The 25,153-nt window shown below is 67.9% G+C and carries 30 protein-coding genes; 14 read left to right on the top strand and 16 right to left on the bottom strand.

Annotated features, from left to right (window positions below):
• Nucleotides 1-54 precede the first annotated feature (54 nt).
• From HNQ73_RS12220 to HNQ73_RS12200, 5 genes are all read left to right on the top strand, one after another.
• Nucleotides 55-687, top strand: a complete 633-nt coding sequence (locus tag HNQ73_RS12220) for a LysE family translocator (RefSeq protein ID WP_183335150.1) — start codon at nucleotides 55-57, stop codon at nucleotides 685-687.
• 78 nt (nucleotides 688-765) lie between these two features.
• Nucleotides 766-1,377, top strand: a complete 612-nt coding sequence (locus HNQ73_RS12215; RefSeq protein ID WP_210310577.1) for a LysE family translocator — start codon at nucleotides 766-768, stop codon at nucleotides 1,375-1,377.
• Nucleotides 1,378-1,593: 216 nt separating this feature from the next.
• Nucleotides 1,594-2,484 carry a sigma-70 family RNA polymerase sigma factor gene (locus HNQ73_RS12210; protein WP_183335344.1) on the top strand — a complete coding sequence of 297 codons (891 nt, stop codon included), beginning with the start codon at nucleotides 1,594-1,596 and terminating at the stop codon, nucleotides 2,482-2,484.
• Between the two features lie 2 nt (nucleotides 2,485-2,486).
• Nucleotides 2,487-3,104, top strand: a complete 618-nt coding sequence (locus HNQ73_RS12205) for a flavodoxin family protein (RefSeq protein WP_183335148.1) — start codon at nucleotides 2,487-2,489, stop codon at nucleotides 3,102-3,104.
• A gap of 210 nt (nucleotides 3,105-3,314) precedes the next feature.
• Entirely contained in the window at nucleotides 3,315-3,614 is a 300-nt protein-coding gene (locus HNQ73_RS12200) for a hypothetical protein (RefSeq protein ID WP_183335147.1), read from the top strand.
• Between the two features lie 109 nt (nucleotides 3,615-3,723).
• On the opposite strand, the gene HNQ73_RS12195 is transcribed toward HNQ73_RS12200, so the two are convergent.
• The 8 genes from HNQ73_RS12195 to HNQ73_RS12160 all read right to left on the bottom strand — a co-directional run bounded on the left by HNQ73_RS12195 (nucleotide 3,724) and on the right by HNQ73_RS12160 (nucleotide 10,409).
• Entirely contained in the window at nucleotides 3,724-4,704 is a 981-nt protein-coding gene (locus HNQ73_RS12195) for a branched-chain amino acid ABC transporter permease (protein ID WP_183335146.1), read from the bottom strand.
• Nucleotides 4,704-5,591, bottom strand: coding sequence for a branched-chain amino acid ABC transporter permease (locus HNQ73_RS12190; protein WP_183335145.1), 888 nt, complete (start codon nucleotides 5,589-5,591; stop codon nucleotides 4,704-4,706). Before HNQ73_RS12190 ends, HNQ73_RS12195 begins: the two co-directional genes overlap by 1 nt.
• Before the next feature lie 65 nt (nucleotides 5,592-5,656).
• Nucleotides 5,657-6,859 carry an ABC transporter substrate-binding protein gene (locus HNQ73_RS12185; RefSeq protein WP_183335144.1) on the bottom strand — a complete coding sequence of 401 codons (1,203 nt, stop codon included), beginning with the start codon at nucleotides 6,857-6,859 and terminating at the stop codon, nucleotides 5,657-5,659.
• A 47-nt stretch (nucleotides 6,860-6,906) separates the two neighbouring features.
• Nucleotides 6,907-7,647 carry an ABC transporter ATP-binding protein gene (locus HNQ73_RS12180; RefSeq protein WP_183335143.1) on the bottom strand — a complete coding sequence of 247 codons (741 nt, stop codon included), beginning with the start codon at nucleotides 7,645-7,647 and terminating at the stop codon, nucleotides 6,907-6,909.
• The gene (locus HNQ73_RS12175; protein ID WP_183335142.1) at nucleotides 7,640-8,395 is read right to left on the bottom strand and encodes an ABC transporter ATP-binding protein; all 756 of its coding nucleotides are present in this window, start codon (nucleotides 8,393-8,395) and stop codon (nucleotides 7,640-7,642) included. Before HNQ73_RS12175 ends, HNQ73_RS12180 begins: the two co-directional genes overlap by 8 nt.
• Nucleotides 8,396-8,568: 173 nt before the next feature.
• A complete protein-coding gene (locus HNQ73_RS12170; RefSeq protein WP_276513677.1) occupies nucleotides 8,569-8,727 on the bottom strand; it encodes a hypothetical protein in 159 nt (52 codons plus the stop codon).
• A 230-nt stretch (nucleotides 8,728-8,957) separates the two neighbouring features.
• Entirely contained in the window at nucleotides 8,958-9,602 is a 645-nt protein-coding gene (locus HNQ73_RS12165) for a hypothetical protein (RefSeq protein ID WP_183335141.1), read from the bottom strand.
• Between the two features lie 201 nt (nucleotides 9,603-9,803).
• Entirely contained in the window at nucleotides 9,804-10,409 is a 606-nt protein-coding gene (locus HNQ73_RS12160; protein WP_183335140.1) for a TetR/AcrR family transcriptional regulator, read from the bottom strand.
• Between the two features lie 213 nt (nucleotides 10,410-10,622).
• Between HNQ73_RS12160 and HNQ73_RS12155 the strand changes: the two genes are divergently transcribed.
• The gene (locus tag HNQ73_RS12155) at nucleotides 10,623-11,852 is read left to right on the top strand and encodes an MFS transporter (protein ID WP_183335139.1); all 1,230 of its coding nucleotides are present in this window, start codon (nucleotides 10,623-10,625) and stop codon (nucleotides 11,850-11,852) included.
• A gap of 47 nt (nucleotides 11,853-11,899) precedes the next feature.
• Here the strand turns inward: HNQ73_RS12155 and HNQ73_RS12150 are convergent, their stop codons facing one another.
• The 4 genes from HNQ73_RS12150 to HNQ73_RS12135 all read right to left on the bottom strand — a co-directional run bounded on the left by HNQ73_RS12150 (nucleotide 11,900) and on the right by HNQ73_RS12135 (nucleotide 13,662).
• Nucleotides 11,900-12,364, bottom strand: a complete 465-nt coding sequence (locus tag HNQ73_RS12150; protein WP_210305209.1) for an MgtC/SapB family protein — start codon at nucleotides 12,362-12,364, stop codon at nucleotides 11,900-11,902.
• An 85-nt stretch (nucleotides 12,365-12,449) separates the two neighbouring features.
• Nucleotides 12,450-12,638, bottom strand: a complete 189-nt coding sequence (locus HNQ73_RS12145) for a DUF3008 family protein (RefSeq protein WP_183335137.1) — start codon at nucleotides 12,636-12,638, stop codon at nucleotides 12,450-12,452.
• Between the two features lie 134 nt (nucleotides 12,639-12,772).
• Nucleotides 12,773-13,270, bottom strand: coding sequence for a YciE/YciF ferroxidase family protein (locus HNQ73_RS12140; protein WP_183335136.1), 498 nt, complete (start codon nucleotides 13,268-13,270; stop codon nucleotides 12,773-12,775).
• A gap of 137 nt (nucleotides 13,271-13,407) precedes the next feature.
• Nucleotides 13,408-13,662, bottom strand: coding sequence for a DUF982 domain-containing protein (locus HNQ73_RS12135; RefSeq protein WP_183335135.1), 255 nt, complete (start codon nucleotides 13,660-13,662; stop codon nucleotides 13,408-13,410).
• 361 nt (nucleotides 13,663-14,023) lie between these two features.
• Between HNQ73_RS12135 and HNQ73_RS12130 the strand changes: the two genes are divergently transcribed.
• A complete protein-coding gene (locus HNQ73_RS12130; protein WP_373284912.1) occupies nucleotides 14,024-15,004 on the top strand; it encodes an Lnb N-terminal periplasmic domain-containing protein in 981 nt (326 codons plus the stop codon).
• Between the two features lie 82 nt (nucleotides 15,005-15,086).
• Complete coding sequence (locus HNQ73_RS12125; RefSeq protein WP_183335133.1) at nucleotides 15,087-15,440, top strand: ArsC family reductase; 354 nt, start codon at nucleotides 15,087-15,089, stop codon at nucleotides 15,438-15,440.
• A 120-nt stretch (nucleotides 15,441-15,560) separates the two neighbouring features.
• On the opposite strand, the gene HNQ73_RS12120 is transcribed toward HNQ73_RS12125, so the two are convergent.
• Nucleotides 15,561-16,025, bottom strand: coding sequence for a pseudoazurin (locus HNQ73_RS12120; protein WP_373284911.1), 465 nt, complete (start codon nucleotides 16,023-16,025; stop codon nucleotides 15,561-15,563).
• A 119-nt stretch (nucleotides 16,026-16,144) separates the two neighbouring features.
• Complete coding sequence (locus HNQ73_RS12115; protein WP_183335131.1) at nucleotides 16,145-16,804, bottom strand: alternative oxidase; 660 nt, start codon at nucleotides 16,802-16,804, stop codon at nucleotides 16,145-16,147.
• Nucleotides 16,805-16,984: 180 nt separating this feature from the next.
• Between HNQ73_RS12115 and HNQ73_RS12110 the strand changes: the two genes are divergently transcribed.
• Nucleotides 16,985-17,683, top strand: coding sequence for a Crp/Fnr family transcriptional regulator (locus HNQ73_RS12110; RefSeq protein ID WP_183335130.1), 699 nt, complete (start codon nucleotides 16,985-16,987; stop codon nucleotides 17,681-17,683).
• Between the two features lie 37 nt (nucleotides 17,684-17,720).
• Here HNQ73_RS12110 and HNQ73_RS12105 read toward each other — a convergent pair whose 3' ends face one another.
• The gene (locus HNQ73_RS12105) at nucleotides 17,721-18,887 is read right to left on the bottom strand and encodes an aminotransferase (protein WP_183335129.1); all 1,167 of its coding nucleotides are present in this window, start codon (nucleotides 18,885-18,887) and stop codon (nucleotides 17,721-17,723) included.
• A gap of 52 nt (nucleotides 18,888-18,939) precedes the next feature.
• The gene (gcvA, locus tag HNQ73_RS12100; protein WP_183335128.1) at nucleotides 18,940-19,890 is read right to left on the bottom strand and encodes a transcriptional regulator GcvA; all 951 of its coding nucleotides are present in this window, start codon (nucleotides 19,888-19,890) and stop codon (nucleotides 18,940-18,942) included.
• Nucleotides 19,891-20,157: 267 nt separating this feature from the next.
• On the opposite strand from gcvA, the gene speB reads away from it, so the two are divergent.
• The 5 genes from speB to HNQ73_RS12075 all read left to right on the top strand — a co-directional run bounded on the left by speB (nucleotide 20,158) and on the right by HNQ73_RS12075 (nucleotide 25,140).
• Nucleotides 20,158-21,219: an agmatinase gene (gene speB, locus HNQ73_RS12095; RefSeq protein WP_183335127.1), complete on the top strand. Its 1,062-nt coding sequence runs from the start codon at nucleotides 20,158-20,160 to the stop codon at nucleotides 21,217-21,219.
• Between the two features lie 78 nt (nucleotides 21,220-21,297).
• Nucleotides 21,298-22,383, top strand: a complete 1,086-nt coding sequence (locus HNQ73_RS12090; RefSeq protein ID WP_183335126.1) for an ABC transporter substrate-binding protein — start codon at nucleotides 21,298-21,300, stop codon at nucleotides 22,381-22,383.
• Between the two features lie 77 nt (nucleotides 22,384-22,460).
• On the top strand, nucleotides 22,461-23,492 hold the full coding sequence (locus HNQ73_RS12085) for an ABC transporter ATP-binding protein (protein WP_183335125.1): 1,032 nt from the start codon (nucleotides 22,461-22,463) through the stop codon (nucleotides 23,490-23,492).
• Nucleotides 23,489-24,343: an ABC transporter permease gene (locus HNQ73_RS12080; protein ID WP_183335124.1), complete on the top strand. Its 855-nt coding sequence runs from the start codon at nucleotides 23,489-23,491 to the stop codon at nucleotides 24,341-24,343. The genes HNQ73_RS12085 and HNQ73_RS12080 overlap by 4 nt, the downstream gene beginning before the upstream one ends.
• The gene (locus HNQ73_RS12075; protein ID WP_183335123.1) at nucleotides 24,340-25,140 is read left to right on the top strand and encodes an ABC transporter permease; all 801 of its coding nucleotides are present in this window, start codon (nucleotides 24,340-24,342) and stop codon (nucleotides 25,138-25,140) included. The genes HNQ73_RS12080 and HNQ73_RS12075 overlap by 4 nt, the downstream gene beginning before the upstream one ends.
• The last annotated feature ends 13 nt before the right edge of the window (nucleotides 25,141-25,153 follow it).

Below are 25,153 nucleotides of genomic sequence, written 5' to 3'. Positions count from 1 at the left end.
GCACTGACTTCGGAGTCGAGACAATCCTCTCGGCCTCTTGCCGGAGACTCGTCGATGGTGCCTCTCGCCAGTCTGTCGGGCTTTGCGCTGGTGTCGCTCGGGATGGTCCTCACCCCGGGCCCGAACATGATCTATCTGCTCTCCCGCTCCATCCTGCAGGGACGGACAGCCGGGTTTATCTCGCTGCTCGGCGTCATCCTGGGATTCGTCTTTTACATGCTGGGCGCGGCGTTCGGGCTGACCACAGTGCTGCTGACCGTTCCCCATGCCTATGAGACGCTCCAGTGGGCGGGAGCGGCCTATCTTCTCTACCTGGCGTGGAACGCCGTCAAACCCGGCGCCCGGTCCGTCCTCACGCCGCGGTCCGACCTTGGCGTGGACGGCCCGCGCAAGCTGTTCACCATGGGGCTGATGACGAACCTGCTCAATCCCAAGATCGCCCTCCTCTACCTGTCGCTGCTGCCGCAGTTCGTCGATCCTGCCCAAGGCAACCTGCTCCTGCAGAGCCTGACATTGGGCACGATGCAGATTGCTGTAAGCTTTTCGGTAAACCTTGCGATCGTGATGGCGGCCGGCTCTGTGGCGCGCTGGTTCTCGTCACGTCCGGGCTGGCTCAAGGTGCAGCGGTGGTCGATGGCGGGCGTCCTCGCGGCTCTCGCGCTGAAGCTGGCACTCGACGGCAGATGAGCCCGGCCGGACGGACCGGTTCCCCATCATCCGGCTGGCGATCGTGGCGACCTGAAAGATGCAGGCGGAGACGACATGATCAATACCGACTTTCTGCTCACATCGCTGATCGTCATCCTGGTTCCCGGCACCGGCGTGCTCTATACGGTCACGGCCGGCCTGCAGCGGGGCCGCCTCGCCAGCGTCTACGCAAGCCTCGGCTGCACCGCCGGCATCGTGCCGCACCTCGCCGCCACGATCCTCGGCCTGGCGGCTGTGATGCATGCGAGCGCACTCGCCTTCCAGACGCTCAAGTTTGCCGGCGTCCTCTATCTTCTCTATCTCGCCTACGCGACGTGGCGCGACAAGACGGCCTTTGCGGTGGCGGAGGACGCGGCCCCGATGAGCGCAGCGACCATCGTCGTCAAGGCCTTCCTGCTCAACATTCTCAACCCGAAGCTCACGATCTTCTTCCTCGCCTTCCTACCCCAGTTCGTCGAGCCCGGCTCCGCGAGCCCACTGCTCCAGCTGCTGGGGCTCAGCGCCGTCTTCATGGCCATGACCTTCGCCGTGTTCCTCGGCTATGGCTTCCTGGCCTGCACCTTCCGGCAGCTCGTCATCGAATCGAGGCGGGTACAGCAGTGGCTGCGCTATGGCCTTGCCGCCGCCTTCGCGGGCCTCGGCCTGCGCCTGGCCGTCAGCGACCGGTGAGGCAGCAACGCCGCGCCGTCACACCTGGTCCCGGCCGGGCGTCTCCCGAAATCGGTCGTACGATGTCACATTGTCCCGTCCTGCCTTGTCTGGGCATCGGATGTGATCCGAAACGGGAGAAGGCGCATGACCGGCAACAACGCCTCGATCGTCCACGAGGTCTCGCCCGAGGGGCAGGACGGGCCGGCCGGCCCATCAGGCCGGCAGGCTCCCGCCATGCTCGCTGCACCCGTAAACACGGGACACGCTCGCGCAGCGGCGCTCGATGCGCTGCGCCCGAGGCTGGTGCGGATCGCCTACCGGATGCTCGGCTCGATGGCGGAGGCCGAGGATGTCGTGCAGGATGCGTTCCTGCGTTGTCTGCGCGCCGACCGCGATGACATCCGCGACCTGGAAGCCTGGCTGTGCCGGATCGTCACCCGGCTCTGCCTCAATCACCTGAAGTCCGCGCGCCGCCGGCGGGAAGGCTACGTCGGGCCGTGGCTGCCGGAGCCGGTCCTCGAGCCGGAGGAGGCGGTGGCGGCGGACGATGTCACGCTGCCGCTTCTCATGGCGCTCGAGCGTCTCTCCCCGCTTGAGCGCGCGACCTTCCTCCTTCACGACGTCTTCGGCGCGAGCTTTGACGAGATCGCGCAAACGCTCGACCGGACCCCGGCCGCTTGCCGCCAGCTCGCGCGCCGTGCCCGGACCCATGTGCGCGAGGCGCGCCCGCGGTTTCCCCTGGCAAAGGAACGGGGCCTCGAGATTGCGAGGGCGTTCTTCGCTGCCTCCCGCAGCGGAGATATCGCCGCCCTGCGCGGGCTGCTGACGGATGATGTGAGAGCCCTCGCCGACGGAGGCGGCAAGACAGGCGCCACCCGCGCCCCTGTCGTCGGGCTGGGTGAGGTCGTCCGGCTCCATGAAAAACTGGCCGTGCTGTTTGCCCGTACGCCCTCGCGCCTCATCTGCTACGGCTTCATCAACGGCCTGCCCGGCTTCGTCACCATCGAGAAGGAGACAATGCTGCAGACGACGGCGCTCGAGATCACACACGACAGGATTGCCGCGATCTACGTCGTGCAGAACCCGGACAAGCTTCAGCACATTGCCAACGAAGTGGTTCACTGAACATGACCGCTGCCCGCATCGCCATCGTCTACCACAGCCTCTACGGGCACACGGCGCGGCAGGCCCGCGCCGTGAAAGCCGGCGTCGCGCAGGTGGAAGGCGCCGAGCCGCAGCTCCTGACAGTCGAAGACGCGCAGGCGCGCTGGGACAATCTCGCCGCAGCCGATGCCATCATCTTCGGAACACCGACCTACATGGCCGGCCCGTCCGCTGCCTTCAAAGCCTTTCAGGACGCATCGTCGAAGGCCGTGATGGCCAGGGGCTTTCTGTGGAAGGACAAGATTGCCGCCGGCTTCACCAACTCCGGCGCGCACGCGGGCGACAAGCTGGCCACCCTGATGCAGCTCGCCCTCTTCGCGGCCCAGCACGGCATGCACTGGGTCAATCTCGCCCTTCCGCCAGCCAACAACTCCTCCCGCGGCTCGGCCGACGATCTCAACCGCCTCGGGTTCTGGCTGGGGGCCGCCGCCCAGTCGAACGTCGACGAGGGACCGGAGCGGACGCCGCCGGAATCTGACCTCGCCACGGCGCGGCATCTGGGGCGGCGCGTCGCCGAGGCGACCTGCCAGCTGGTCGCCGGCCGCAGGGCCCTTTCAGCCAAGGGCCTCCTGGCGCCTTGAGACGCAGACCCGTTCGCCAGGGTCGAGGCGGCCGGCGAGGCTTGCACACCCGTCCGCCATTTGAGCCACCGCGCCGTTGCTGCCCGCGGCCGTCGCGACACTCGTACATTAACCATAGAGAATTGAAATATAATCCGATCATGCCTTGCTTCGTTGACTTTCTGTTAACTCTTCCATTAAGTAAAGCGGTCGTTTCTTCGGGGGACACCTATGCGTATTCTGCTTGTTGCGGGGGCTCTCGCGCTGGCGCTGGCCGCCTGTCAGACAGCCCAGGACTCGGCGGTGGAGGCCGAGTTTACCTGCCGTGACGCCGGCCTGAGGCCCGGCACGCGCGCTTACGACCGCTGCGTCAACGCCACCTACGCGCGTTACCGCCGCCAGTCCGACCAGGCTGCCTCGCAGGTCGCTGTCGGTGCGGCTGCCGGCCTCGTCGGCGGCGCCGTGCTGGGAGCCGCGACGGCCCCGCGCCACCGCTACTATTATCGCTGCAACGCCTGGGGTTGCTGGTAAGCGCGAGGGAAAGACAGGAAAAGAGGCCCGGCAGGAGGCAACCCTGCCGGGCCTTTTCTTTCCGGGTACCCCCGGTCCGTCCTGCAGGACGGGCGGAAAGAGCGGCCCGCTACAGCGGCCGCTTCAGCCTCTTGGCAAGGACGCCGACAATACCCTCGCGGAACAGCATCACGCAGATGACGAAGATGACCCCCTGGATGACGGTGACCCAGGCGCCGAGGTGGGCGAGGTAGTTCTGCATGGTCACGATGACCGCCGCGCCCACCATGGGGCCGAAGACGGTGCCCATGCCGCCCACGAGCGTCATCAGCACCACCTCACCCGACATGGTCCAGTGCACGTCCGTCAGCGAGGCGAGCTGGAAGACGATGGCCTTCGTCGCCCCCGCCAGCCCCGCCAGCGTCGCCGACAGGGTGAAAACGACGAGCTTGTAGCGGTTGGTGGCATAGCCCAGCGAGATCGCGCGCGGTTCGTTGTCGCGAATGGCCTTCAGCACCTGCCCGAAGGGCGAATGGATGATGCGGTAGATGAAGAGCACCCCGGCGAGGAAGATCGTTGCCACGACATAGTAGAGCGTCGTGTCGCTCGACAGGTCGACGAGGCCGAACAGCCGCCCGCGCGGCACCGCCTGGATACCGTCCTCGCCGCCCGTGAAGGGCGCCTGCAGGGAGAAGAAGAAGACCATCTGGGCGAGCGCCAGCGTGATCATGGCAAAGTAGATGCCCTGTCGGCGGATGGCGAGCGAGCCGAAGACGAGGCCCAGCACCGCGGCCGACGCCGTGCCAAGGAGGATGGCGACCTCCGGCGGCACGCCCCAGACCTTGGCGGTGTGTGCGCAGATGTAGCTCGCCGTGCCGAGATAGGCCGCATGGCCGAAGGACAGGAGACCGCCGTAGCCGAGCAGCAGGTTGAAGGCGCAGGCGAAGAGCGCGAAGCACAGCACCTTCATGAGGAACACGGGATAGAGCAGGAACGGCGCCACCGCGAGGAACACCGCGATGCCGATGAAGATCGCCCGGTGCAGGCTCGCCGCCTCCACCGTCGCCCGCGCCGCCGGCGCCGCCGCCATTTGCCCGCTGACGCTCGCCATCACGCAGCCCTCCCGAACAGTCCAGCCGGCTTGATGAGCAGCACGAGCACCATGACGACGAAGATCACGGTGGCCGCAGCCTCCGGATAGAACACCTTGGTGAGCCCCTCGATGAGGCCGAGCCCGAAGCCGGTGACGATCGAGCCCAGGATCGAGCCCATGCCGCCAATCACGACGACGGCGAAGACGACGATGATGAGATCCGCCCCCATGTTGGGATTGACCGAGTAGATCGGCGCCGCCAGCACGCCGGCGAGCGCGGCAAGACCCACGCCGAAACCGTAGGTGAGCGTGATGAGCCGCGGCACGTTGATGCCGAAGGCCTGCACCAGCGTCGGGTTCTCCGTTGCGGCACGCAGATAGGCGCCGAGCCGCGTCTTCTCGATGACGAACCAGGTGGCGAGGCACACCGCGAGCGAGGCGGCGACCACCCAGCCGCGATAGTTGGGCAGGAACATGAAGCCGAGGTTGCGCCCCCCCGCGAGCTCCGGCGGAATGCTGTAGGGCAGGCCCGAGACACCGTACTGGTTGCGGAACAGTCCCTGGATGATGAGCGCGAGGCCAAAGGTGAGCAGCAGGCCGTAAAGATGGTCGAGGTCACGCAGCCGCGCGAGGAACAGCCGGTCGATGACGATGCCGGTGGCGCCGACGATCAACGGTGCGATGAGAAGCGCCCACCAGTAGCCGATGCCGGCATAGTTCAGCAGCATCCAGGCGACGAAGGCGCCCATCATGTACTGCGCGCCGTGCGTGAAGTTGATGATGTTGAGCAGCCCGAAGATGATCGCGAGCCCAAGGCTCAGGATCGCATAGAACGAGCCGTTGATGAGGCCGAGCAGAAGCTGGCCGAAAAGCGCCTGCGGCGGAATTCCCAGAAGTTCAAACATCTCCCGTCCGGCCCGTGCACGCGTGGCGGAAAGGCCGGGGCGAAGGACCGCCCCGGCCCGTCACGTCAGCCCTTGACGAGGGGGCACTCGCCCTCCTCGAGCGGGCGGAAGGCTTCGGCGGCGGGAATCGTGGCGATGAGCTTGTAGTAGTCCCACGGCCCCTTCGATTCCTCGGGCTTCTTCACCTCGAAGAGATACATATCGTGGACCTTGCGGCCGTCGGCCCGCACCTGGCCCTTGCCGAAGAGCGGATCGTCCGTCGGCATCTCCTTCATCTTCGCCATCACCTTGGCGGGGTCCTTGTCCTTCAGCGCCTCGACGGCCTTGAGGTAGTGCAGTGTGCCGGCATAGACGCCGGCATGGACCATGGTCGGCATCTTGCCGCCGTTGCGCTCAGCGAAGCGCTTGGCGAAGGCACGGGTGTCGTCGTTCAGGTCCCAGTAGAAGGATTCGGTGAGGACGAGACCCTGCGCCGTCTGCAGGCCGAGGGCGTGGACGTCGGTGATGAAGACGAGCAGCCCGGCGAGGTTCTGGCCCGCCTGGGTGATGCCAAACTCGGCGGCCTGCTTGATGGAGTTGATGGTGTCGCCCCCCGCGTTGGCGAGGCCGATCACCTTGGCGCCGGAAGACTGAGCCTGCAGCAGGAAGGAGGAGAAGTCGCTGCCCGGGAAGGGATGGCGCACCGTGCCGAGCACCTTGCCGCCGGACTTCTCGACGACGGCGATCGTGTCGCGCTCGAGCGCGTGGCCGAAGGCGTAGTCCGCCGTCAGGAAGAACCAGCTGTCACCGCCGGCCTTGACCATGGCGCTGCCGGTGCCGTTGGCCAGCGCCCAGGTGTCGTAGGTCCAGTGGATGGTGTTGGGCGAGCACTGCTTGCCCGTGAGGTCGGAAGCCGCCGCGCCGGAGTTGATGAAGATCTTGTTCTTCTCGCGCGTGATCTGGTTGACGGCGAGCGCCACCGACGAGGTCGGCACGTCGAGGATCACGTCCACGCCGTCCTGGTCGTACCACTGGCGCGCGATGTTGGAGCCAATGTCGGGCTTGTTCTGGTGGTCGGCCGAGACGATCTCGACCTTGATGCCCTTCTCCTCGGCCTTGAAATCCTCCGCGGCCATGCGCGCGGCGATGACGGAGCCCTCGCCCGAAAGGTCGGCATAGACGCCGGAGCGGTCGTTGAGCACGCCCAGCTTCACCGAAACCTGGGCCTCGGCCCCGCCGGCGAACAGGGCAACCAGCGCCGTCGCCAGCAACATGCGTCCTGTCTTCATGGACTTGTTCCTCCTCGTTTGTTCCCCTCTGCGGTGTGCCGCAGGTGCTAGACGCCGAGATAGGCGTGCAGCTTGTCGATGTTGGCGTCGAGTTCCGCGTTGGGGATCATGTCGACCACCCGCCCCTGCTCGACGACGTAGTGCCGGTCCGCCACGCGCGAGGCGAACCGGAAGTTCTGCTCCACGAGAACGATGGTGAAACCCTCGTTCTTGAGCCGCGCGATGGTGCGCCCGATCTCGTCGACGATGACCGGAGCAAGCCCCTCCGTCGGCTCGTCGAGCAGGAGAAGCCGCGCCCCCGTGCGCAGGATACGGCCGATGGCGAGCATCTGCTGCTCGCCCCCGGAGAGCTTGGTACCCTGGCTCGCCAGCCGCTCGCGCAGGTTGGGAAAGAGCTCGAAGATCTGCTCCACGGTGAGGCCGCCCGGCCGCACCTGCGGCGGCAGGAGCAGGTTCTCCTCCACCGACAGGGAGGAGAAGATGCCGCGCTCCTCCGGGCAATAGCCAATGCCGAGCCGGGCGATGGCGCGCGACGGCATGCGGATCGTCTCGACCCCGTCGAACACGACGGAGCCGGTGCGCTTGCGCATGATGCCGATGATCGACTTCAGCGTGGTCGTCTTGCCCGCGCCGTTGCGCCCGAGCAGCGTCACCACCTCGCCCGGCGCCACGTCGAAGTCGATGCCGTGCAGCACGTGGCCCTCGCCATACCAGGCGTTGAGCCCGCGCACGGACAGGAGCGGTGCCGTCGCCGCCGCCGTCGTGATCTCGCGCGCCGCCTCAGGCATGACCGGCTCCGATATAGGCCTCGACGACGGCGGGATTGGCGGAGACCGTCGCATAGTCCCCCTCTGCCAGCACCTTGCCGCGGGCGAGCACCGTGATGTGGTCCGACAGCGAGGCGACGACCGACAGGTTGTGCTCGACCATCAGGATCGTGCGGTTGGCCGAGACGCGCCGGATCAGCTGGGCGATGCGCTCCACGTCCTCGTGGCCCATGCCGGCCATCGGTTCGTCGAGCAGGAGCATCTCGGGATCGAGCGCAAGCGTCGTCGCGATCTCCAGCGCGCGCTTGCGACCATAGGAGAGCTCGACCGCTGGCACGGCCGCGAATTCCGCGAGCCCCACAGCATCGAGCAGCTCCATCGCCTCGCCGTCGAGCGCGCGCAGCGTCCGCTCCGACCGCCAGAAGTCGAAAGAGCCGCCGCGCTTGCGCTGCAGGGCGACGCGGACGTTCTCCAGCGCCGTCAGCTGCAGGAATACGGCCGAGATCTGGAAGGAACGCACGAGCCCAAGCCGGGCGACAGTCGCCGGCTTGAGCGCAGTGATGTCGTTCCCCTTGAAGGTGATGGTTCCCTTCGTCGGGGTGAGGAACTTGGTCAGAAGATTGAAACAGGTCGTCTTGCCGGCCCCGTTGGGGCCGATCAGCGCATGGATCGAGCCTCGGCGGACGTCGAGACTGACCCCGTCGACTGCTACGAACCCCTTGAATTCAATCGTCAGATCCCTCGTCGATAAAATGATATCGGCAGTCACGAGCCGTTCTGTCCTCTGGTGGGCCTCTTATTGTCAGCCTCTGAACCAAAGACTGTGCACCCTCTGTATCGTCGGAATCAACTGGCTTTTGTGCCGGAGGGATTCGCACAATTGAGAATGGACGGGCATGATGGAACGCGGCAGCCTGTCGGCGCCGCGTAGTATTTGCGCCGTCACGCGAAACGTTTGGCTCCAGCGACACACAGGACGACGCCGGCGGTGACTGCCACCATCGCGGCACCGACGCTTTCACCGAACAGCGCCGCCGCGATCGCCAGGCGGGAAAAGGGCTGCAGCAGCGGCAGCTGGCCGACCGCCGCAATGGCGCCCAATCGGCCGATCCGCGCATCTGTGCCATTCTTGCCGAGGCAATGGCGGACTGACGGCCCGAGGTGGAGAAGCGGCCCCGGCCGACCCGCCAGCTCCTTACAGGAGCGGGCGGCGGAAGATGCCGCCCGCTCCGACGTCGCCCGGGTGGGTGCCAGCACCTGGGCATCGCCATGCTCAGACGAAGGTGTGACGAAGGCGCGACCGACTCGCGCCAGTCCCCGCAAATCCGGTCTCAGGGCCAGAGACGCGCAAAGTTCGCCGTGGCACGCCCGGTAAGGAAACGACTCTGGCCAAGGGTCGCGAAATCGAGCGCAAGGCCGGCGACACCGCCAAGCAGATCAGAGAGGCTGCCGGAGCGCAGGCCACCGGCGAGCTGGAGCGCGGAACCGACGAAGGGAATGAAACCCGACAGGGCTTCGAGCGCCTTGCCGAACTGTCCGGAGAACAGCCCCTTTGCGGCATCATAGACATTGCCGACGATCGGCAGCGCCCGCACCACCTGCTCTAGGTTCCCCTTCGCGAGCCCGTTCAAAGCGCCAAAGACGTTCCCGACGATCGGCAGCTGGCCCAGGATATTGCTGGCCGCTCCGAGTACGCCCTTGGCCAAACCCTTGAGCCAGCCGAACAGACCGCCGGATTTCGCCTTGCCATCGTTGGTAATCGACGTCCAGCCGCTGTTGATCGACGCGCCGCCCTGCGTGGCCAGCGAGGAAGCAACGTTCCCGCAGACGGAGATCGGCATCGGTCGGCATGCCGGCGACATGCGCTCGCAACCGATGTCCCGTCGGGTGATGGCCTGCATTGTGCTGTACCAGTTGCCCGTCGGAGTCATGCCGGCCCCGTAGGCGCTGACGGTGATATTGACGGCTAATCGCATGATAAAACTCCCAATGAATTTGACGCGCAACATCGCGATCCCGCACGTTGCGCGACAATAAAAATTCCACAGACAGCGAAAAGTCGACGTCACAACGTCGAAATTGTAAATTTAACGGAAGCTTAAACCGTATTTACTGCTGAAATACCATGAATATACTTAGCGCCACTGCGCATTATAAACTTCAGAATACTGCTCTTTTCAGGCCGGCCAGCAGCGCATGGCGAGGCGGCCGATCGCCTGCAGCTCCGCGCGCGAGGCGCCGTCGCGCGCCTGAACCGTCAATCCTTGCAGGACGGTCGCCAGAAAACGGGCAAGGGCCGCGGCATCGGTCTCGGCCGGCAGCTCGCCGGCCGCGATGCCCCTGCGGATCCGCGCCTCGAACTGCTCCACATGGTCGGCGCGCATCTCGGCGAGGGCGGCGCGCACGGAGCTCGCCGCGGGGGAGCAATGCGTCGCGGCCGTCGCCACCATGCAGCCAGCCGGCCGGCCCTCGCGGGTCAGCTCGCGCGCGGCAGCCTCGAACAGACGCTCGAACGCGGTCCGCACAGGGATGTCCTCGGCGAGGATGCGCGCCACATAGCTGCCGGGGCCTTCGAGATAGCGGTCGAGCGCGGCCTCGTAGAGCTTCTCCTTGTTGCCGAAACAGGCGTAGACACTGGAGGGGCTGAGGCCCATCACCTCGGCGAGGTCGTCCATGGAAGTGGCCTCGTAGCCCCTGTCCCAGAACAGCATCATGGCCGCCTCGAGCGCGGTATCGCGGTCGAAGCAACGCGGCCGCCCGCGCGGGCGCTTCCGCTCCGCCATGTCGCTTTCTGGAACCATCGTTCTTTAAATTCTTGACGTGCCCTGCCCGGTTGCCTAACTGTGTGCTCATTCTGGAGCAATCGCTCCATTAATATCAGCCTGCCGCCGGCGCCGCAAAGCGCACGCTGCCGCAGCACCAGGGAGGTTTCGCCACCCTGTTCCCCCGGCGCCGCGCGCCACCCGACACCATCGCCTCTTTCCGGAGCTGGATTCATGTCCACTGCCCCAACGGGAACCTGTTGCCTCGATTGCGTCCCCACGGCAGCCGCAGGTCCGACGGCCCGCCACTGGCTGGCCGCCGGCTCCGTCGGCACCGCCGCCTTCGCCCTCGTGACGGCGGAATTCCTGCCCGTCGGCCTGCTCCCGGCAATGGCAGCCGACATCGGCATCACCGAGGGCCAGGCCGGCCTCATGGTGACCATGGCCGGCATCCTCGGCGCCATCGCCGCCCCGGCGGTGACGGTGGGCGCCGGCCGGCTCGACCGGCGCGTCGTCCTCATGGTCCTCGTCGGCCTGCTCGTCGCCTCCAACCTCGTCGTCGCGCTGTCGAGTTCCTACCCCGTGTTGCTGCTGGGCCGGCTGCTGCTCGGCATCGGCGTCGGAGGCTTCTGGTGCATCGGCGTTGCCATCGGCCCGCGCGTCGTGCCCGAGCCCACCGGCACGCGCGGCACGGCCATCATCTTCGCCGGCATCTCGCTCGGCACGGTTGCGGGTGTGCCCGCCGGCACCTTCATTGGCGATATCTTCGGCTGGCGCATCGCTTTCGCAGCGGCGGCGGCGATCGGGCTCGTCGTGCTCGCCGCGCAGGCGTGGCTTCTGCCATCCTTGCCGCCCCAACGCGCCATCCGCTGGCGCGACCTTCCCTCCCTGCTTCGCGTGCCGAAGGCCCGCATCGGCCTTCTCGCCGCCCTCGTCATGTTCGGCGGCCAATTCTTCGCCTATACGTACATCGCGCCCTTTCTCGTCCAGATCACCGGCCTCGGTTCGGGCGTGGTGACAGGCCTGCTGCTTGCCTACGGCGTCGCCGGCTTCTTCGGCAACATCGTCGGCAGCTGGCTTGCCGGAAAGGACGCACGCTCGGCCGTTGCCGCCACGGCCCTCGTCCTCGGCGTCTCGGCGCTCGCCCTGGCAGCCTTCGGCGCGATTCCCCTGCCGGCGGTCGCCATCATCGTCGTCTGGGGCCTGGCCTTCGGCGCCATGCCCATCACGACCCAGACCTTCATGTTCCGCGCCGCCGCGGAGGCGCTGGAGACCGGCGCGGCCCTGCTCGTCTCGCTCGTCCAGATCGCCATCGCCCTCGGCGCCACACTCGGCGGGCTCACCGTGGACGGGCTTGGCCTCGTCAGTACCATGGTGGTGGGCGGCCTCGTGATGCTGCTCGGCGCGCCCGTGATCACCCTGCTCGGGCGCGAGCGCAGGGTTGCGGCGACCCTGCCGAACTGAGCAGGCGGTGCCGGCCGGGCCTTCGGTTCCGGCCGGCGCAGACCCGTTCACTTCCAGCCGAGGCGCCGCTCCAGCACATAGAGAAGATGCAGCACGACGGTGCCGACGATGGTCGCCAAGATAGCGATGATCCAGAAGCCGAAACCCACCGACATGCCGATGGCGGCCGCGAGCCACACGCCCGCGCCCGTGGTCAGTCCATGCACCTCGCCCCTGGCAAAGACGATGAGCCCGGCGGCAAGAAAGGCGACACCGGCGGTGACGGCCTCCACCACGCGCAGCGGATCGGAGCGCACCTGTTCGATGTCGTAGATCGGCGCCCGCACGACCTCGCCAGCCAGCAGGCCGAAGATGGCGGACGCGAGGCCGACCAGAAGATGCGTGCGCAAGCCCGCCGGCCGGCCACGCATCTCGCGCTCGATGCCGATCACAGTGACGCACAACAGCGCCCCGCAGATGCGCGCCAGCATCACGTGATACGGCACCGCCGTGCGCGGCAGGATGTCGGCCATGATGTCGGCGAGAGCCTGTTCCACGTGCCGCCCCTCCGAGAGGCCCTTCCCCCTTCCCGTCCCCCTTCCCGCCTGTCGCGGACCGTCAGGATTTCGACGCGTGCTCGGGCTTTCCCTTGCGCGGGGTGGAGGCCATCTTCCGCAGCTCGCGCTCCGACATGGATTCCACCATGTCCTTCGACGCATCCTTGAGCTCGCTTTTCTTCTTCTCGCCGCGCTTGACGGCGAGCGCGGCTCCCGCTGCCCTCTGCTGGGCTTTGGACTTGGCCGGCATAACGGTTTCCTTTCGTTTCCCCCTGTGCACCAACCCGCTCGGGGCCATGCCGGTTCCTGCGTGCGAGCCGCAGGCAGTGGGCGCGAAAAAGGGCGGCCAAAGCCGCCCTCCCGGTCGGGCCGGAGCCGACGCCGTCACGCCGCCTGCTGGGCCCGGCTGTTCGCATCCTTGTCGGCAAGCTGCGTGAGCAGGTCGTCGGTCGCCGCCTCCTCCTTCAGCGTCTCGCTGAGGAGCTTGGCTGCATCCTTCATCCCGAGCTCCTCGGCCCAGCGCCTCAGCGTGCCGTAGCGGGTGATCTCGTAATGCTCGGCGGCCTGCGCCGCAGCGATGAGGCCGGCATCGATGGCGGGCGTGTCCTTGTACTCGGAGAGCATTTCCTCGCCTTCCTCGATGATGCCGTCGATCGCGGGGCAGGTCTTGCCGCGCGCCGACTTGCCGCAGATCTCGAAGACCTGCTGCAGGCGGGCCACATGGCCTTCGGTCTGTTCGCGATGCTGCTGGAACGCGGCCTTGAGCTCCGGGGCGGAGGCGCCGCGCGCGAGCTTCGGCAGGGCTTTCAGAAGCTGGCGTTCGGCGTAGTAGATGTCCTTCAGGCCTTCGTAGAAGAGATCGTCCAGCGTCTTGTTTTTCATGGGTCTGCTCCTTCCATCGGCCGCCGAACGGCGGATGCGGATCGAACCGCATGGCAGACCGTTTGTTCCGCACGGATTTGCTCCGCACGGATGTTTGCGCCGCGGCCCGGACGCGAAGCCGCGGCGCACGCCCTTGCCTACGACCGATGCCGATCTGCCAGCAGGCCCGCGGCCCGCGCGGCATTCTCCAGGGCACGACGCGCCCATTCCGGCGCTCGAAAGCCGTCGACGGCGTCACGGCAGGCGGCACAGGCGCGAAGATAGGCACTGTCACGCTCGGCGGGCCAGTCACGCTCCAGAAGCTCGAGCGCTTCCCAGGCACTGCCGGCAACATAGGTGCCGGAATTTCCGACACGCAGCTTGACGGGAACGCGAAACGGACGATGGCCCACGTCTTTTCTCCTTCTTCTCGAGGCCCAAGGGTCCGAGCCGCACTGGCCGTGCAGCCCGGCGGAACGCCCGCACGTTGCTTTTGTTCCCAAGGGCCAAGCCTGAAGGCTAGGGAACCAAAGCAAGATAGGTGCCACTTGAAATAAGCGGGAGCGGCGGTGGCCGGCACGCCCCGACTGGCGTCGGCTCCGCCGACCCCGGCAGCCGTCTTGTGCACCGGCCGGTCACCGCGGTCATGGCCGCCTGTGCCGACACGCTGGCCTGGTCTGCAGCCGCCCAACCCGGCGGTGATCGGCGACGAGCTTTGAAACGGCCGCCGCCGGCGGCTACTAAGGTTCGACTGTCACCATGCGGGAGCGGCCCTTGGTTCGCCTCACCCGAATTGTCGCGCGCCTCGTCCTTGCCGCGGGCATCCTTCTTGTCACCTTCTGGGCCGCGCTCGCCCTGTGGTTTCGACTGCCTCTGCCCGAGTGGGCGCGCCTGCTGGCAGCCGCGACCTTCGGCCTCCTCGGCCTTGCGGCGGCCTTTGCCCCGGCACGCCGCCGTCTTGCCGCCGCCGGCCTCTTCGGCCTCGCCTTCGCAGGCGTTCTGGCTTGGTGGGTCAGCATCGTGCCACCCGCCGAGGCGGACTGGTCGCCCGACGTCGCCCGCCAGGTCACCGGGACCGTCGAAGGTTCGGTGCTGACGCTGACGGACGTGCGCAACTTCGAGTGGCGCAGCGACGACGACTTCACACCGGTGTGGGAGACCCGGAGCTACGACCTCGACGAGCTGCGCACCCTTGACATGTTCCTGTCCTACTGGGCCGGGCCGCACATGGCGCATATGATCCTGAGTTTCGGCTTCGCCGACGGCCGCTATCTCGCCTGGTCGGTGGAGGTGCGCAGACGCAGGGGCGGCGGCTTCTCGCCCATCGCCGACCTCTTCAAGAGCAACACGCTTGTGCTCGTTGCCGCCGAGGAACGCGACGTTGTCGGCGTGCGCACCAATATCCGCGGCGAGGATGTGCAGCGCTATCGCCTCGACATCCCCCGGCAGATAATCCGCGGCCTCCTGCTGCAATACGTGGCGGATGCCAACCGGCTCGCAGCGCAGCCGGCCTTCTACAATTCCCTGACCACCAACTGCACGACGACAGTGGTACGCATGGCGCGCGCCCTCGGTGACCTGCTGCCTGCCGACTGGCGGCTCATCGTCAACGGCTACCTGCCCGAATATGCCTATGACAGGGGTGCCCTCGACCGCAGCCGGCCGATGGCGGAACTCAGGGCCGAGGCGCGCATCAGCCCGCGGGCACTGGCCGTGGGGCTGACGCCCAGCTTCTCGCAGGACATCCGGCAGTGACCGCCCGCCTGACGGCCGCCTGCGCTGGCCCGCCGGGCGATCGGTGCTATAGCTGCCGCCCGACTTCCCGAACGAGGCTGCAATGGCGCGCAACATCACGATCTACGGCATCAAGAACTGCGACACGATGAAGAAGGCGCGCGCCTGGCTCGAGGCCAGGGGCATCGCCTACGCCTTCCACGACTACAAGAGCGCAGGCATTGATCGCGGCCAGCTCGAGGGCTGGGTGCGGCAGGCGGGCTGGGAGACGCTGCTCAATCGCGCCGGCACAACGTTCCGCAAACTGCCGGAGGCCGACAAGCAGGGGCTCGACGAGGCCAGGGCGATCGACCTCATGCTGGCCAACCCGTCCATGATCAAGCGCCCGGTGCTCGACATCGACGGCCGCATCGTCGTGGGGTTTAGCCCGGCCGACTACGAATCGGTCCTCTCGTAGCCGGCCGGGCCGGGGCCCCCTCCGCCGGCGCCCCGCCGGCATCCACTGCAACGTCCGGGTCGTGGCTGCCGAAACCGCCGGGCGGGCGGCCGTGCCAACCGCGGAACGGCGTCCCCCGCCCTACTTCGCGGCGGTGGTGGTGTTGAGCATCTCGAACAGCGCGCTCATGCGCTTGCCGCCGAACCCCGGCACCTTGACCGCCTTGGCGGCCTCGAGGTTCGAGAGGTCATCGCCGACCTGGACAAGCCCGACCATGCCCATGCCGACGTGCGGCGTGCACTTGAAGCCATAGATGCCGGGCTTCTCGAACGTGACGGCAATCTCCTGCGAGAGCTTGCCCTTGAACGGTTGCGCGCCCTCCGGGAGCATGCCGGGGATGGACTCCGCGTTGTGGCTCTTGTCGGTGGGTACGAACCGCACGGTGTCGCCGGGCGCGATCTTCAGGAAGGCCGGCTCGAACACCATCGTCTGATTGTCCGCCCCCTTGTTGAGCATCTTCACCTCGTGCTCGGCGGCCACGGCCGGCAGCGCCAGGACCAGCGCGCCGAAGGCCAGAAGGACTCGGGTCGTACAGCGGTTCATCATGTTATCCCTGTCAGTCGCCCGCTCTTGCGGGCGAGCGGACCTGCAGTCTCGATTCACGAGGATCAGTCTAGGGGCGTGCCGGGGCCGGCACTTTGCGCCACATCAAACCGCCCGGCAGATCAGAGCTGCCCGCCCTCTCGCTCGGGCAGGGTGCGCCCGGCCGCCAGCGCGTCGGCAAAGGCGTGGTTGATGTCGCGGTGGATCGCCTCGTCCTCGCGCATGGCCAGCAGCATGTCGGACAGGCGGGCGTCGGGAGGCAGGTTCCAGTAGCCGACGGCGAAGGCCGGCGCCGGCACATTCTCCTCCTGCCCTGACGTGAGGCGCGTTATGCGGCGCGAATAGTCCCGCACCGCCGCCTCGGCCAGATAGCCGGTGAGCCTGTGGCCGGTGCGTGGCGAGATCAGGTGCAGCAGGAAGAAGGCGTTGTAGAAAAGGCCTTGCGCCACCGCGATGAACAGGCGCTCGCCCACTCCCGGCTGCTGCAGCGCCACGAAGGCCATGAGGTGGGCGCGCTGGTTCTCCGCCTCGTCCATGAAGGCGCGTACCCAGCCCCGGTCGTCCATCATGCGCCGCAGGCACTTGAGATGAAGGAGGGTCGCCGCCACCATGGCCGGCACAGCGGCCACCGTCTCGAGCACGACGGCACCGTCGCCATAGCGCCGGCCAAAAAGGCGCGTCGCCGCCCCCTCCATGACGCGGACCATGCCGGCCGCGATGCGATCGGCCAGGCTCGCCGGCGCGTGGTGGCGGGCGAAGTCGCCCTTGTCGATCATCAACATGCTCAGCCAGCCTCGTTATGTCGCGGCAACGCGGCGGAAAGCCGCGCGGCACCTGCGCCAGCGGCAGGATAAAAGTCAAGCGCGGCAAATCTTTGAGGAGGATCAAAGCACAGTCCGCAGGGCAATGGCTGGATGCGCCGAGTCGCCGCCCGCACCGGGCGGCGCAAGGTGTTTGGAGACATGTACGGGACCGCGGACCAAAACATCCTGGGCAGGACCGACCTGTTCCGCGGCCTGTCCCCGGAATCGCTGCGCGAACTGCGCCGCAGCGCCGTCCGCCGCCGCCTGGCGCCGTATGACCCCGTCTTCCACCAGGGTGATCCGGCCGAGACCTTCTACATTGTCGCCGAAGGCCGCCTGCGCGTGACGCAGACGACCGCCGACGGCCAGCAGGTGATCATCCGCTACATCGGCCCCACCGAGGTCGCCGGCCTCGCGGTCCTCGCCGGCGACGAGCTGCATCCGAGCACGGCGACCGCCGTCGCGGACAGCGAGGTTATCGGCATTTCCCGCGCCATCATCCGCGAGGTCATGGCCCGCCACCCGGAAGTGGCGATGAACGCGGTCTCGGTCATTGCGGCGCGCTATCGCGAGATGCAGCAGCGCCTGCGCGAGCTGTCGACGCAGAATGTCGAGCGCCGCATCGCCCACACCGTCCTGCGCCTGGCGCAGGAGGCCGGCCGGCGCACCGCGCGCGGCATCGAGATCGCCTTCCCGCTCTCGCGGCAGGATCTCGCGGAGATGACGGGCACGACACTGCACACCGTCAGCCGTGTGCTGAGCGCGTGGGAAAGCAGGGGTCTCGTCGACAGCGGGCGGCGGCGGGTCGTCGTGCGCCGCCCCCATGAGCTCGCGCTACTGGCGGATGCGGCGGGCTGACCGCCCTCACCACCGCTCCGCGCAGCAACTGCCCACGTCAGAGGCGGAAGGCCCTGAACCGCTCCGGCAGGCGCGCGATCTCCTCCGCCTCCACGTTGGCAAAGGCGACGCGCACATGGGCGTCATCCACCTCACCGAAATAGCTACCCGGCAGCGCCAGCACGCCGCGCTCGGCCGCGAGCCGCTCGGCAACCTCCCGCGCCCGCCGGCCGGGGAAAGGGTGACGCAGATAGGCGAAATAGGCACCGATGGAGGAGATGCCCCATTCCGGCACCTCGGCGAGGGCGGTGCGGAAGGCGGCGAGCCTGCGGTTGATGTCGCCGGCATTGGCCGCGCGCCATTCCGACAGCGCGGGAATGGCCCACGCGAGCGCCGCCTGGCCGGTCCGCGGCGCGCAGATCTGCAGGCAGTCGAGGATCTTGGTGATCTCGGCGATGACCGGCGCGCCGGCGATGAGGGCGCCGAGCCGGTGGCCGGGAATGCCGTAGGCCTTGGAGAAGCTGTAAAGCTGGATGACGTTGTCGCGCCACGTCCGCTCGCCGAAGAGCCCGTGCGGACGGCCGGCCTCGGCCGGCAGGAAGTCGCGGTAGGTCTCGTCGATGACGAGCCAGAGGTTGCGCCGCCGGCACAGGTCGGCGAAGCGGGCGATGACCTCCGGCGGGTAGACGGCGCCGGTCGGGTTGTTGGGCGTGACGAGGACGATGGCGCGTAGCCGCTCGTCGACGAGCGCCTCGGCCGCCGCGGGATCCGGCACGAAGCCGGCCTGCGGATCGCAGGGCAGCGGCCGGGCCTCGATGCCGAGCATCGCCAGCGTCATCTGGTGGTTGAAGTACCACGGCGCCGGCAAGAGCACGGCCTCCCCCGCCCGCGCCAGCGCGATCATGGCGACGAAGAAGGCCTGGTTGCAGCCGGCCGTGATGGCGATCTCCCCCGGTTCCACGGTGCCGCCGTAGAGGGCGGACACGTGCCCGGCATAGGCCTCCCGCAGGGCCGCATCGCCCGTAATGGCGCCGTAACGGGCAGCCTCCGCCCCGCCGGCCGCCTCCGCCAGCTTGCGCAGCATGTCGGCGTGGGGCGGTCGCCCGGGGACCGCCTGCGACAGGTCCACAAAGGGGCCGAAGGCCCCGTCGTAGCTGGCGCGCCAGGCCTGCGCCTCGGGAATGGGCGGGCTCGCGGTGGCGGCGAGGAGGGGATTGACCTGCATTGGCGTGAAGATTCTCGTTTGGAAGGCGCGCGTCTCGCCGCGGGTTATCCTGTCAGGAGGCGCGTTGCAACTGGCCCCGACGCGGGCGGGCACGCCGTGGTGCGCGCTCCGGTCGGGCCTCGTCGCGCGCACGCTCGGCAAAGAGCCAGTCGATGAAGGCGCGCACCATCGGCGTGTTGCGCAGCTCGCTGCGGGTGACGATGAAGAAGGCATCGGGCGCGGGCACGGCAAGGTCGAAGGGTACGATCAATCGCCCGTCGGCCAGAAGCCGGCTCACCGTGACTGTGTCGCCCAGCGCCACCCCGAGGCCGTTGACCGCCGCCTCAAGGGCGAGATGGGCATTCGACATGAAATGCCGGCGGCCATAGGCCAGCGTCGGGGCCTTCGCCGCAGCCAGCCAGCGGTTCCATTCGCGTCCGTCGTCACCGTGCAGGAGCACGTGGCCGGCGAGGTCGGCCACCTCGCGCAGCGGCCGGCTGTTGACGAGCGTGGGGCTGCAGACGGGAAAGAGCGCGATGTCGGCCCACGGCTCCACCACCCTGTCCGGCCAGTGGCCGTCGCCATAGACGAGCGAGACATCGACCCGGTCCGAATAGATCTCGCGCGGGTCGCCGGAGGCGATGAGCTTGAGGCGCACGGCCGGATAGCGCTCCGCGAACGTGGTGAGCCGCGGCACCAGCCAGAAGGAGGCCACCGCCTGCACGCAGCTCACCACCAGCTCGCCCTCGGTGGTGGGGCGCGTGAGCAACGCCACCGCCTCCGCGATGGAATCGAAGGCGCCGGTCACGACCGGCAGCAGCGCCGCTCCGTGTGGCGTCAGGGCGAGGCGTCCGCCCCGCCGCTCGAAGAGCGGCACCTTGAGCGTGGCTTCCAGCGCCCTGATCTGGTGGCTGACCGCCCCGTGCGTCACGTGCAGCTCCGCCGCCGCGCGCGAGACGGACAGGTGGCGCGCCGTCACCTCGAAGGCGCGCAGGGGGTTGAGAGGCGGCAGGCGTTTGGACACGGCGCCATCGTCCATGCTGTGAAAATTTCTCACAGGGTAGCCCCTAATAATCTCGCTTGCCAGCCGCCGGGCGCCGTTGCAGCATCGGCAGGTCAAGAGAACCTGCGCGTGTCCTACGGCGTGTAGCACGACGCAACGGACAAATACAATACAGCTGGTTCAACGTATACATGCAGACGTCGATAGAATGTATGATCCGCAAGTATTTTGTCTTGCATCGGATTCTATCTGGCGATCTGGAGCAAACACGGTGATCGGACGCCTGGCATGACCATCGACGAAAAGAATCTGCAGCGGCTGCGCGAAAAATACGGCACGGGGCACGGCGGCGACGTTCACACCCCGCGCTTTCGCCGGGTGGCGGACCGCATCTTCAATGCCAAGGGCACGCGTGCCCTGCCCTATGGCGGCGTGCCGACCTTCCTCTCTGCGCCCTACCGCCCCGTCGGCCCCGACGAGACCGATTTCGGCGACTTGCAGGTCGCGCTGATCGGCGTGCCGATGGACCTCGGCGTCACCAACCGCGCCGGCTCGCGCTTCGGCCCGCGGGCGCTGCGCACCATCGAGCGCATCGGCCCCTACAACCATGTGCTCGACTGCATGCCCGTGGGCGAGCTTGTCGCTGCCGACGTGGGCGACGTACCCTTCCGCAGCCGCTACGAGCTCGAGGGCTGCCACGCCGACATCGAGGCCTTCTTCCGCCGCTTCGTCGAGAAGGGCGTCGCCACGCTCGCGGTGGGCGGTGACCATTCCATCTCGCACCCCATCCTGCGCGCGGTGGGACGGGACAGGCCCGTCGGCCTCATCCATATCGATGCCCATTGCGACACGGGCGGCGCCTACGACGGCACCAAGTTCCACCACGGCGGCCCCTTCCGCAACGCGGTGCTCGACGGCGTGCTCGATCCCAAGCGCACCATCCAGATCGGCATCCGCGGCGCGGCGGAATACCTGTGGGAGTTCTCCACGGATTCCGGCATGACGGTGATCCACGCCGAGGAATTCGCCGCCATGGGCCCCGAGGCGGTCATCGCCAAGGCGCGTGAGGTGGTGGGCGACGGCCCGACCTATCTGTCCTTCGACATCGACAGCCTCGATCCGGCCTTCGCGCCCGGTACGGGCACGCCCGAGATCGGCGGCCTGTCGACGCGCGAGGCGTTGCAGCTCCTGCGCGGCCTCAAGGGTCTCGACATCATTGCCGGCGACGTGGTGGAGGTCGCACCGCAGTACGACGCAACGGCCAACACGGCCCACGCCGGCGCCCAGATGCTGTTCGAGATCCTGAGCCTCATGGTGTTCAGCCCGTCCGTCGGCGGCAGGAGGGATTGAAAACCGCGTGCCGCCGGCGGTAAACGGCGGCAAGATACACAAAACGGCGATCAACGCCGTGACACTGAGGGGATAGCAATGACACGCGTAACTCACGGCGCGAGCCGCCGTACGTTCCTTGCAGGCAGCGCGGCAGGCCTTGCCGCGCTCGCCACGCCATCCATCCTGCGCGCCGCGGACAGGACGCTGAAGGTCGGCGTCTACGGCGGCTTCTTCAAGGATTCGTTCGACAAGCACATCTTCCCGGAGTTCACGAAGGCCACCGGCATAGCCGTCGAGAGTGTCGCCGAGCCGACAGGCGAGGCCTGGCTCGTCCAGCTCTCACAGGCGGCGCGCGCGGGCGTCGCCCCTGCCGACGTCTCCATGATGTCGCAGACCGCCCTGCTCAAGGGCCAGGCCGCCGACCTGTGGGGGCCGCTCGACCTCGGCAAGATGAAGAACACGGCCAACCTCATCGACCGCTTCATCAACAGGTACCCTGACGGCCGCGTCGCCGGCATCGGCGCCGTCTCCTGGTACATCACGCTCGTCACCAACACGAACGTCTACCCCGAGGCGCCGACCTCGTGGGCGGCCCTGTGGGATCCGGCGAACAAGGACAGGCTCGGCCTGCTCGCCCTCGTCTCCAACTCCTTCCTTCTAGAGGTGACGGCCGCCACCTTCTTCGGCGGTACGAAGGCGCTCGACGACGAGGCCGGCCAGCTCAAGGCCTTCGAGAAACTGGCAGAGGTCCGGCCCAACGTGAAGCTGTGGTACCGCGACGAGGCGCAGTTCGAGCAGGCGCTGAAGTCGGGCGAGATCCCGATGGGCCAGTACTATCACGACGTGACGGGCCTCGCCGCCGCCGAGGGGCATCCGGTGCGCTCCACCTTCCCCAAGGAGGGCGGCATCCTCGATTCCGGCTCCTGGGCAGTGTCGCGTGCCTCGCAGGCGCTTGAGGAGGCGCACGTCTTCATCGACTACATGTGCCAGCCGCAGATCCAGGCGCTCATGTCGCGCAAGGTCGGCACCTCGCCCACCGTGCGCCGCGACCTTCTCGACCTGACGGACGCCGAGTTCGCGGCCGTCTCCTCGGACATCCCGCCGATCGTGCCTCGCTACGACCTCTACCTGTCGCGGGCCGACTGGCTGAACCAGAAGTGGACGGAGATGATCGTGGGCTAGGAACGCGAACGGCCGCGGGCGGTCGCCGGGCCAGGCCCGGCGCCAACCGCCGGTGGCCGGCGGCCGCTGGAGGTTCCATGACCAGTCTCGTCCTCGAGAACATCACAAAGCGTTTCGGCGCCGTCGCCGCCGTCGATAGGGTGAACCTGACCGTGCCCGACGGCAGCTTCGTCTGCCTGCTTGGTCCCTCGGGCTGCGGCAAGACCACGCTCCTGCGCATGATCGCGGGGCTTGAGGAGCCGAGCGAGGGGCGCGTTCTCGTCGGCGGCGACGACGTGACACGCACGCCCGCCCACCGGCGCGACTTCGGCATGGTCTTCCAGTCGCTGGCGCTGTTTCCCCATCTCTCCGTCGGCGAGAACATCGCCTATCCGCTGCGCATTCGCGGCGTGCCAAGGGCCGAGCAGGCCCGGCGCGTGGAGGAGCTGCTCGCGCTCGTGCGCCTGCCCGGCTTCGGCGAGCGGCCGGTGGCGAAACTCTCCGGCGGCCAGCGCCAGCGAGTCGCCATCGCCCGGGCGCTGGCGCTCCAGCCTCGCCTCTTCCTGCTCGACGAGCCGCTGTCGGCGCTCGACGCCAAGCTGCGCGAGGCGATGCAGGTGGAGCTCAGGCAGCTCCAGCAGCGCCTCGGCATCACCACCATCGTCGTCACCCATGACCAGCGCGAGGCCATGACGATGGCCGACCTCGTGGTCGTGATGAACGAGGGGCGTATCCGCCAGAGCGCGCCGCCCGTCGAGATCTACCGCCGCCCCGCGGACACCTTCGTCGCCGACTTCATCGGCATCACCAACCTCCTCCGCGCACGGCGCGGGCCCGACGGCGCGGTGCGTGTGGCGGGCGGCTTCCTCGCCGGCGTCACGCTGCCGGCCGAGGAGGCGATGATCTCCGTGCGGCCGGAAGACGTGCGCCTCGTGCCGCCGGAAGCGGCGGCGATCACCGGCCGGGTCGAGTTCGTGCGCGATCTCGGCGCCAGCATCGAGATCTATGTTGAGGCGGAGGGCCAGAGGATCGTTGCCGTGGCGAGCCCGCGCGAGCGGCCGGACCTTCAGCCGGGAGCAACGGTCGGCCTTGCGCTGCCCGCCGATGCCTGCGTGGTGCTCGGCGCATGACGACGGCCCGGCCCCAGAAGCTCGCAGACTACGCGCCGCTCGTGTTCCCGGCGGTGATGCTCACCGTCTTCTTCGTGGTGCCCTTCGGCATCATGGTCGCGGTCAGCTTCTTCCGCCGCGTGCAGGGCGCCTTCTACGAGCCGGACTTCGTCCTCGCCAACTATGCGCGCTTCCTGTCAGTCTTCTTCGGCGAGGTTCTCGGCTTCTCGCTGGTGCTGGCGGCGCTCGTCGCCGTCGTCGCCGTCACCATCGCCTTTCCCTTCACCTACCTGCTCGCGCGCCTACCGCGGCGCCGGCAGGTGCTGTGGCTCGTCGCGCTGCTGTCCATCGTCTCGCTGTCCGAGGTGATCGTGGGTTTCGCCTGGTCGACGCTGTTCTCGCGCACGGCCGGCATCACCAATGTCCTCGTCGCCCTCGGCCTCATGGACGAGCCGATGTCGCTGTCGCCCAGCTTCGGGGCCCTGCTCACCGGCCTCAGCTACCACGCCTTTCCCTATACGGTGCTCGTGCTCTATCCGGCCCTCGCGCGGCTCGACCCGACGCTGATGGAGGCGGCGCGCACCCTGGGCGCCTCCCCTCCCTGCGCCTTTGTGACGGTGGTCGTGCCGGCGCTGCGCAACACCATCCTCGCCACCCTGATCATGGTGTTCGTCTTCGCGCTCGGCGCCTATCTCCTGCCGCAGCTCCTCGGCCGGCCGAGCAACTGGACGCTTTCGGTGCTCATCACCGACCAGGCCATCTACCAGTCCAACCTGCCCTTCGCGGCTGCGATGGCCGTGTTCCTCGTGCTCGTCAGCCTGGCGCTCGTCGGGCTTTCGCTGCTCGTCGGGCGCAAGGAGGCCGCCCAATGAGCCGCCTTCTCGCACGCCTGTTCATGGCCGTCGTCGGCATCGTGCTGGCGGCCCCGATCGTCGTCGTCGCCGGTGTGTCCTTCAACGCGCAGAGAACGCTCACCTTCCCGCCTGTCGGCTTCTCGCTCGCCTGGTTCGGCGAGATCTTCGCCGACGCCGGCTGGCGTGGCGCGCTGCTTACCAGCCTCGCCATCGCGGCCAGCTCGGCGGCGCTCGCCGTCGCCATCGCCTTCCCGCTCGCCTGGTTCCTGTGGCGCTGGCATGCACCCTGGGCGCGCCTGTTCCAGGTGCTCGGCACGGCCCCCTTCATCCTGCCACCGGTGATCACGGCGCTCGGCTTCCTGAGCTTCTGGGCCACTGCCGGCTTCTACGGGGCGCCGTGGACGGTGGTGATCAGCCACGCGGTGTTTCTCGTCACGCTGCCGCTCGTCACCATCACGCTCGGCTTCTCCTCCATCGACCCCAGCCTGACGGAGGCCGCCGCCACCATGGGCGCCGACGACCGCACCGTCCTCAGGACGGTCGTGCTGCCGCTCGTGACGCCCTATCTCGTCTCCGGCTACGCCTTTGCCTTCGTGCTCTCGCTCAACGAGTACATCATCGCCTACATGGTGGCGGGCTTCACCGTGGAGACGCTGCCGATCAAGATCTTCAACGCCCTGCGCTACGGCTATACGCCCACCATGGCGGCGGTGACGGTGTTCTTCGTCGCGGCCGCGGCGCTCGTCTTCAGCCTCGTCGCCCGCTTCGGCGACCTGCCGCGCCTTCTCGGCGCCTGGTCGTCGCGCGAGAGCTAGGCCGCGCCCTGTC

The organism is Chelatococcus composti, assembly GCF_014201415.1.
Classification (GTDB): domain Bacteria; phylum Pseudomonadota; class Alphaproteobacteria; order Rhizobiales; family Beijerinckiaceae; genus Chelatococcus_A; species Chelatococcus_A composti.
The sequence above is the reverse complement of the archived record's forward strand: the minus strand, read 5'-3'. Positions and strand labels throughout refer to the sequence as shown.